At 61.1% G+C, this 8382-nt stretch carries 5 protein-coding genes and 1 pseudogene; 3 read left to right on the forward strand and 3 right to left on the reverse strand.

All coding sequences use genetic code 11. From position 1 onward, the window contains the following. Positions 1 to 70: 70 nt before the first annotated feature. The gene (locus DT069_RS15760) at positions 71 to 1111 is read right to left on the reverse strand and encodes a UDP-glucuronic acid decarboxylase family protein (RefSeq protein ID WP_119461252.1); all 1041 of its coding nucleotides are present in this window, start codon (positions 1109 to 1111) and stop codon (positions 71 to 73) included. A 441-nt stretch (positions 1112 to 1552) separates the two neighbouring features. Between DT069_RS15760 and DT069_RS15765 the strand changes: the two genes are divergently transcribed. The 3 genes from DT069_RS15765 (at position 1553) to DT069_RS15775 (ending at position 6703) form a co-directional block, all read left to right on the forward strand. Beyond that, positions 1553 to 1927: a response regulator gene (locus DT069_RS15765; RefSeq protein WP_119461253.1), complete on the forward strand. Its 375-nt coding sequence runs from the start codon at positions 1553 to 1555 to the stop codon at positions 1925 to 1927. A 94-nt stretch (positions 1928 to 2021) separates the two neighbouring features. Further along, positions 2022 to 5738: a methionine synthase gene (gene metH / locus DT069_RS15770; protein WP_425450282.1), complete on the forward strand. Its 3717-nt coding sequence runs from the start codon at positions 2022 to 2024 to the stop codon at positions 5736 to 5738. Between the two features lie 293 nt (positions 5739 to 6031). Next, positions 6032 to 6703, forward strand: coding sequence for a LuxR C-terminal-related transcriptional regulator (locus DT069_RS15775; RefSeq protein WP_119461254.1), 672 nt, complete (start codon positions 6032 to 6034; stop codon positions 6701 to 6703). Positions 6704 to 6807: 104 nt separating this feature from the next. On the opposite strand, the gene DT069_RS15780 is transcribed toward DT069_RS15775, so the two are convergent. Then, positions 6808 to 7554: a hypothetical protein gene (locus DT069_RS15780; protein WP_119461255.1), complete on the reverse strand. Its 747-nt coding sequence runs from the start codon at positions 7552 to 7554 to the stop codon at positions 6808 to 6810. 703 nt (positions 7555 to 8257) lie between these two features. Next, positions 8258 to 8382, reverse strand: a pseudogene (locus DT069_RS15785) (mannose-1-phosphate guanyltransferase); the annotation flags it as partial.

Consider the following 8382-nt stretch of genomic DNA (forward strand, 5'->3'; position numbering starts at 1 on the left):
CCTTGGGTTTCCAGGAGCATGAGGAGGGCTTGGATGGTTCGCCGCTCGCGGAACTTGAAAGCGCTGTTCGTTACGTCATCGCCCTGCCGCCGACGGCGGGTTTCACGGACGCGTCCAGAATCGGCGGCGGATCGAGCGCGAGTCGTCGGCCGATCGAACTCAGCAATCGGTCGAAATATTCGATCGTTCCTCTCAGGCCCTGCTCCAGACCCGTCTTCGGCTCCCAACCCAGCATCGTCCTGGCAAGCGTGATATCGGGGCAGCGCTGGAGCGGATCGTCCACAGGAAGCGGCCGAAACACGATCCGCGAGCGGGAGCCGGTCAGTTCCAGCACTTTCTCCGCCAATCCGCGAATCGTGATCTCCGCCGGATTCCCGAGATTCATCGGACCGACCGCCGTCCCGGGCGCCGCCATCAGCCCGATCAACCCGTCGATAAGGTCGTCGACATAGCAGAATGAGCGGGTTTGATTGCCGCTGCCGAAGAGCGTGATCGGTTCGCCGAGCAACGCCTGGACGACGAAGTTCGAGATCACCCGCCCGTCCTGCGGGTTCATCCCCGGACCGTAGGTGTTGAAGATCCGGGCGACCCGGATCTGGATGTTCTGCTGCCGATGATAGTCGAAGAACAATGTCTCGGCGCAGCGTTTCCCCTCGTCATAGCAGGCGCGAGGGCCGATCGGGTTGGTGTTCCCGCGATATCCCTCCGTCTGCGGGTGGATCTCGGGATCGCCGTAAACCTCGCTCGTGGAGGCTTGCAGGATCCTGACCTTGAGCCGCTTGGCGAGGCCGAGCATGTTTATCGCGCCAAGCACGCTGACCTTCGTGGTTTGAACGGGATCACGCTGGTAATGAATCGGCGAGGCCGGGCATGCCAGGTTGAAGACCTCGTCGACCTCGACATAGAGCGGAAGGGTAATGTCGTGACGTATGAGCTCGAACCCGGGGCTCCCCAACAAGAGCTCGATGTTGTCTTTGGAGCTAGTGAAGAAATTGTCCACGCAGACGACTTCGCGACCCGCCGCGAGCAACCGCCGGCAAAGATGCGAACCAAGGAATCCGGCCCCGCCCGTGACCAAAGAACGTTTTCGGCCCAGGCTTGCGAAATTCATCACATATGCGCTGCTACGCGCCTTTGCCGCCCTATCCGCAGGCATGTTCGTGATCCTTGTTCTGTGTGGGGATCGTCTGCGTTCGCCGCCACCGCCGGCAACTCGTCGGCGGGCATGAACCGGCAGCGTTCTGCCGACTCTTGCTCCCTTGATCGGGGTCGGTCCGTAAGATCTGAATTCATCTTCGGCACCGAGTTTTCGAACCGCAGCCCATCGCGCTGGCCTGCATCGAATCTCTATCACGCGCTGTTGCACTTCCTGTGCTCCTCCTTCGGACAGCCGATGACGCATAAGGTGCAACCGGCTCTTACATCAGGCGCAGGCGCTTCTCCTCTTGGGATACCTTCCAAATCCGCTTCGTTCGCACTCCTGCGAGGTGCAGGTTAAAGTGATGGCTGATCATGAGCGGCGGGTGCGCATGGCACCGAAGGACAGGAGCCCATGGCAGCGGTTCTGCTTGTTGGCGTGGATGACTCGGTCCAGCGGAAAATACGGCCCGTCCTGGAATCCGCCGGTCACGTCCTCCTGAAGGCGACGACCCGGCGGTTCCTAGAATTCGCCGACAAGGGCGCGGTGGATGTCGTGGTGATCGACATCAGCCCGCTTCGGCACGGCGCGCATCTGGTGGGCATCGCCGAACTGCGGCAACGGCACGCAGGGCTGTCGATCCTGGCTGTCTGCGGCGGTGGCGATGCCGGGATGCTCCTCGACATCGCCGTGCAGGCCGGGGCCGATGCGACGCTGCGCAAGCCTTTCAGTCGCGAGCAGCTGCTCGACGCTATCGAGCGCTGTCTCACCGGGCCGGCGAAGCCATAATGCCTCAGTGCACCACTCCCTTTGCCTTCCGCTATTACCGGGCGATCCGGTCGCGTATGCTTTCAGCCACGCAAAGTTCAGGACAGGATCATCGATGATGACTGTGAGGACCGAGCAGCGTCGCGCACTGGAGAATGCAGCCAAGGAGCGCATTCTGATTCTCGATGGTGCCATGGGCACCATGATCCAGACTTACCGGCTTGAAGAGCGCGACTATCGTGGGGAGCGGTTCGCCGCGCATGAATGCGATTTGCGCGGCAACAACGATCTGCTGTCGCTGAGCCAGCCCCGGATCGTCGAGGAGATCCATACGGCCTATCTGGAGGCGGGCGCCGACATCGTCACGACCAACACCTTCAATTCGACCGCGACCTCGCAGTCGGATTATCGCCTGGAGAGACTGGCCTACGAGTTGAACCGCGAAGGCGCGCGGCTCGCCCGCCGCAGCGCCGACAGGATCGCGGCGGCGCAGAGGCGGCCGCGATACGTCGCGGGTGCGCTCGGGCCGACGAACAAGACGACCTCGATATCCCCGGACGTGAACGACCCCGCCTTCCGGGCTGTGTCGTTCGACGGCATGAAGGAGGCTTACAAGGAGGCGGCGCGCGGGCTGATCGATGGCGGGGCCGATCTTCTGCTGCTCGAAACCATCTTCGACACGTTGAACGCCAAGGCCGCGATCTTCGCGATCCAAGAGCTTTCCGACGAGACCGGCCTCTCGCTGCCGCTGATGATTTCCGGGACGATCACGGATCTTTCCGGCCGCACTCTGACCGGTCAGACGACGGAAGCGTTCTGGATTTCGCTCCGTCATGCGAGCCCCTTCAGCGTCGGGCTCAACTGCTCCCTCGGGGCCAAGCATTTGCGGCCCTATGTCGCGGAACTATCGAGGGTATCCGAGACGCTTGTCTGCGCCTATCCGAACGCGGGTCTGCCGAACGAATTCGGGGGCTATGACGAACCGCCGGAGGTGACCGCCGCGCTGATCCAGGAATGGGCCCGGTCGGGGCTCGTCAATATCGTCGGCGGCTGTTGCGGAACGACGCCGAGCCATATTGAAGCCATCGCAGAAGCGGTCGCCGGCCTGACGCCGCGGAAGATACCCCAACGTCCCGTCGGTCTTCGCCTTTCCGGTCTGGAGCCGTTCGAAAGGCCTCCGACACCTGGCAACTTCGTGAATATCGGCGAGCGGACGAACGTCACCGGATCTCCGGCATTCCGGAGCCTGATCATGGGAGACGCTTACGAGGCCGCCCTCGACGTCGCGCGCCAGCAGGTGGCGAACGGCGCCCAGATCATCGATATCAACATGGACGAGGCCATGCTCGAGTCCGAGGCGGCGATGGTCCGGTTCCTGAACCTGATCGCCGCCGAGCCCGACATCAGCCGCGTGCCCGTGATGATCGACTCGTCCAGATGGTCGGTTATCGAAGCCGGGCTGAAATGCGTCCAGGGCAAGCCCATCGTCAACTCGATCAGCCTGAAGGAAGGCGAGGAGCCGTTCATCCGTCAGGCCCGGCTGGCGCGCCGTTATGGCGCCGCGGTGGTCGTCATGGCATTCGACGAGCAAGGCCAGGCGGATACTGTCGAGCGCAAGCTCGAGATCTGCCGGCGGAGCTATCGCATCCTCACCGAGACGGTCGGCTTTCCGCCGGAGGACATCATCTTCGATCCGAACATCTTCGCAGTCGCGACCGGGATCGAGGAGCACAACGGATATGCGGTCGCCTTCATCGAGGCGACGCGGCTGATCAAGCGGCATCTGCCGCACGCGCATATCTCTGGCGGCGTCTCCAACATCTCCTTCGCGTTCCGAGGCAACAATCGGGTGCGCGAGGCGATGCATTCCGCGTTCCTGTATCACGCCGTCAATGCCGGCATGGATATGGGAATCGTCAATGCCGGCCAGCTTGCGATCTACGAGGATATCCCGAAGGACCTGCTCGAGCGTGTCGAGGATGTGCTTCTCGATCGGCGGTCGGATGCGACCGACCGTCTGCTCGAGATCGCCGACTCCTACCGCGATGCGGGCGGCAAGCGAAAGAAGCAGGATCTCGGCTGGCGCGAGGGCGATGTCGCCGACCGCCTGAAGCATGCCCTGGTCAACGGACTCACCGACTACATCATCGAAGACACCGAGGAGGCGCGCCGCCAGGCGGAACGCCCCCTTCACGTCATCGAGGGTCCGCTGATGGACGGGATGAACATCGTCGGCGAGCTGTTCGGCGCGGGCAAGATGTTCCTGCCGCAGGTCGTCAAGAGCGCCCGCGTGATGAAGAAGGCGGTGGCCTATCTCACGCCGTTCATGGAGCAGGAGAAGGCCGCCGCGCCGCGCAGCAACGCCGGAAAAGTGCTGCTCGCGACCGTGAAGGGCGATGTCCACGACATTGGCAAAAACATCGTCGGGGTCGTCCTGCAGTGCAACAACTATGCGGTGATCGATCTCGGCGTGATGGTGCCGAGCGCTCGAATCCTTGAAACCGCGCGGACGGAGAATGTCGACATCGTCGGCCTGTCCGGGCTGATCACGCCGAGCCTCGACGAGATGTGTTCCGTCGCGGCCGAGATGGAGCGGGAGGGGTTCGAGCTTCCTCTCCTCATCGGCGGTGCGACGACGAGCCGTGTCCATACGGCGGTCAAGATCGTCCCGAACTACGGCGGCCCGGTCATTCATGTCGAGGATGCGTCCAAGGCTGTCGGTGTGGTTGGTGCCCTGTGCTCCGAGGCAAGGCGCGACGGCTTTGCTGCCGAGCGCCGCGAAGAGTACCGGCGCATGCGCGAAACCCACGCCAGAGGCAAGAACAGGCCCGTGCGCCAGACGCTCAGCGGCGCCCGTGCGAACAAGCTCCCGATCCCCTGGTCGGACTATGTACCGCCGCAGCCCGCGCGCCTGGGTCCGCAGGTGTTCGATCATTACGATCTGGCCGAGCTTGCCGGCTGTATCGACTGGACCCCATTCTTTCAGGTCTGGGGCTTGCGCGGCAGGTTTCCGGAGATTCTCGACCACAAGGATGCCGGCGAGACGGCGCGGAGCCTGTTTAAGGATGCCGAAGCCCTGCTTTCGCGCATCATCGACGAACGGTCGTTGCGGGCCCGCGCCGTGATTGCGCTCTGGCCCGCCAATACGATCGGCGACGATGATATCGAACTGTTCACCGATGACATGCGGCGGCGGAGACTCGCCGTTCTTCATGGCTTGCGCCAGCAGATGGCGCGCGAGCCGGGTCGTGCGAATCTCGCGCTCGCGGATTTCATAGCGCCGAAGGAGACGGGCGTGAGGGACTATCTGGGCGGCTTTGCGGTCACGACCGGACATGGTCTCGATGTGATCGTGACGGATTTCGAGCGAGCGCATGACGACTATGGCTCGATCATGGCGAAGGCTCTGGCCGATCGCCTTGCCGAGGCGTTCGCCGAGCGCATGCATCAACGGGTCCGTAAGGAGTTTTGGGGCTATGCGCCCGATGAAGCCCTCGACAATGAGGCGTTGATCGCCGAACGTTATCAGGGCATCCGTCCGGCGCCCGGCTATCCGGCCTGCCCCGATCACACGGAAAAGCGGGTCCTGTTCGATTTGCTCTCGGCGGGATCAAACGCTGCGATCGAATTGACGGAGACTCTCGCCATGTGGCCTGCGGCCTCCGTCATGGGCTTGTATTTCAGCCATCCGGAGAGTCGATATTTCGGCGTCGGAAAGATCGAGCGCGACCAGATCGAAGACTATGCCCGGCGAAAGGAGATGGAGGTCGCGGAGGTTGAGCGATGGCTTGCGCCAAGCCTCAATTACGATCCGACAGACATCCGCGCATAAGATTATTGATAGGCAAGTGTGGATCCTACTTACCCCTTTTGCGCCGCAAGCCGCGGACAAGGGTACCGTTGATCGACCTTTTGACTCGGTATATGATTATTACGGTCATGAGTTGAAGTTGTCGGTCTGAAGAATGCGGTGCGGAAGGTGCATAGAAGGACGGATCGCGGATCAGCGGCTTCATCAGTGGCTCCATGATGGGGGTAATATTTTCTAGGGGGTGAAGATTTTCTTGTTCGTGAGAGCGATGGGGGCGGCTCCTTATCCAACGACAAAGTCGACAGGAGGTCCTCGTGAGCGCCATCAGCGTTGTTTTAATTGGAAGCAACACGCTCTTTCGTCAGAGTCTTCATCAGATATTGGATCCGAACCAGTTTGCGATCGTCGCCGAGGGACGTGACCTTGCGAGCGTCCGGGCGCTCATAAACGACGGCGTGATGCCGGACTTGGTGGTCGCCGACTTCAGCACCCATCAGGAGGAGGATTTCGAAAGCCTTCGCCAGCTGCGCGAAGTGGGCGGCGATTGTCGCATCGTCGTGCTTGCGAACGAACTCAGCCTCTGCGAGATGGCCCGGGCATTGAAGGCAGGTGTCGACGGATATCTGGTGAATGAACTGTCCGTCGAGGCCTTTTCGCTGTCTCTGCTTCTGGTCATGAAGGGCGAGAAGGTTCTGCCGGGCCATCTGGCCGGCAAGTTGGCCACCAACGTCCAGGACTTCGAGGGTGTCAAGCTCGTGGATGCCCAACGGAATCTGACCGACCGCGAGCGGCAGATCCTGCAATGCCTGCTGAACGGTTACAGCAACAAGCTGATCGCCCGTGCTCTGGGCATCACCGAGGGGACGGTGAAGGTTCATCTCAAAAGCCTGATGAAGAAGATCGCGGCCAGCAATCGCACGCAAGCCGCCTTGTGGGCTCGCAACAACGGCATCGCCGGGCCGGTGGAAAACTTCGGAGCAACCTGAATTCTGCGGACCTGCGGGCATAGACGGACGCGATACCGTCCGCCCGGCTCTCAGCCCGCCAGGCGCGTCGCCTGGCGGGCTGAACGCGCCGAAACCTTCTCCGATCAATAATACCTGATCTGAAGGGATATCCGATCCTCGCGTATCGGGCGGCGGACCTTGTGAAACGAGTACAAGTCTTCGGCAAACCCGTGCCCCTTCGGGCCCGTTACGGTTAGTTCGAGATCCCGGTCATAGTACCTCGGAACCAGTTTGCCTGCCGACTGACCCGACCGAAGCAGAAGCCCCAGGCGTTTGTTGTTATGGGATTGCCTGATGATGACATGTGCCCCGTTCTGTTCGTCCACGGCGTGGAGATAGAAAAAGAAAGCGATGAAGCCGAACCCGGGGATGTCGTAATGGTAATCATAGGGCAGGTAGCCTGCTTCATGCGCCGCCGGTGCCATGCGGAACAAGGCCTCTATGTAGGCCTCGCATATTTGCGGCTGATAGCCGAGATATCGCGTGGCGACCTGATGGATGCTGCAGTCTCTCAGTATCGATATGCTTTCGCTCGACCCGGCAATGTCCGTGCATATTGCGCGAGCAGGTGTAAGCAACCCTGAATCGCGCCGCTGCTGGAAATCTGCGATCAGCCCGCTTTCGCACCCGCCTTCGGCATGGAAGCGCGCGTGCTGAGCGTAGGAAAGTATGTTGTCGGCCACCGGTTCCGGAAGACAGAAGGCTTGCGATATCCCGTGCAGCCTCAAGTCTCGAACGCAGTCATCGACGGACAACTCCTTGAAGTATGTCTCCGAGCTTGCGGATATCGTCAAATCCTTGGACTCGACGTTGGTCGGATGGAAGCGCATGCGCGCAGGCGACCTCAGCCGTCGGACGTGGCTGTAGACTCGTCGAACGGTACGAAAGCGTCCGAAGGCTTTCAGATGATTCTTTCCAAGCGACTTCCGGACGTGATCGAAGCCGGTCGGAAGCGGGGGCCATCGTGAGCGCATTGCTCATCTCCCTTGCCGCTAAACTGGAGAAGGTGGAATTTTTTCTTGGACAAAGCGAAGTTGACGCCTCTGTTCAGATTGGTTTTAGTTCCCCAATGGCTTCCGACTTCCTATGAATATTTTGGTGAGGCGATCCGTACGACGATCCTCATCTAGCGTTTCTTTGAACTGTGGTTCTTATGCTTCCCGACCTCGCGTCTGCCGGATGATAGGACAGGTCCGGCAAGAAGGGCTCGTCAAGCCCCTGAAGGGAAACGTTCTGCCCGAAGGAGATGAACGTTTAAGGGCCATGCGATGCAGCAGCTCATGACTCGGCAGTCGCTCTCTTCCGGCCATGAGGCGGTGGCGAAGCGGACCGCCCGCCCGGTATAGGAATTCAAAAGTGATGGATCGCCCAAGGCGACCCGACCTCATTCTCCGCGATCTGATATTAACGTCCACAGCGTCACCCTTTTCGTGTTCTTGCGCCGTGTTTCGGTCGCAAGAGAGGTATCCACGACGCGCAGGCATCAGCCTTTGTCACCGGCAATGGCACCATGAACATCGCGGATGCTGCGCCCTATGCGCGCCCGTAGGTATCCTCGAGTCGGACGATGTCGTCCTCGCCGAGATAGGCGCCGGACTGGACCTCGATGAGGTGGAGCGGCTCGTCGGTCAGGTTCTCCAGGCGGTGGACGGTGCCGA

It is taken from the genome of Virgifigura deserti, from assembly GCA_003576685.1.
GTDB classification, from domain to species: domain Bacteria; phylum Pseudomonadota; class Alphaproteobacteria; order Dongiales; family Dongiaceae; genus Virgifigura; species Virgifigura deserti.

Excerpts from the sequence above, each read along its gene's own strand:
- DT069_RS15760 (WP_119461252.1), bottom strand. The coding sequence starts at position 1,111 with ATGAATTTCGCAAGCCTGGGCCGAAAACGTTCTTTGGTCACGGGCGGG.
- DT069_RS15765 (WP_119461253.1), top strand. The coding sequence starts at position 1,553 with ATGGCAGCGGTTCTGCTTGTTGGCGTGGATGACTCGGTCCAGCGGAAA.
- metH (WP_425450282.1), top strand. The coding sequence starts at position 2,022 with ATGATGACTGTGAGGACCGAGCAGCGTCGCGCACTGGAGAATGCAGCC.
- DT069_RS15780 (WP_119461255.1), bottom strand. The coding sequence starts at position 7,554 with ATGCGCTTCCATCCGACCAACGTCGAGTCCAAGGATTTGACGATATCC.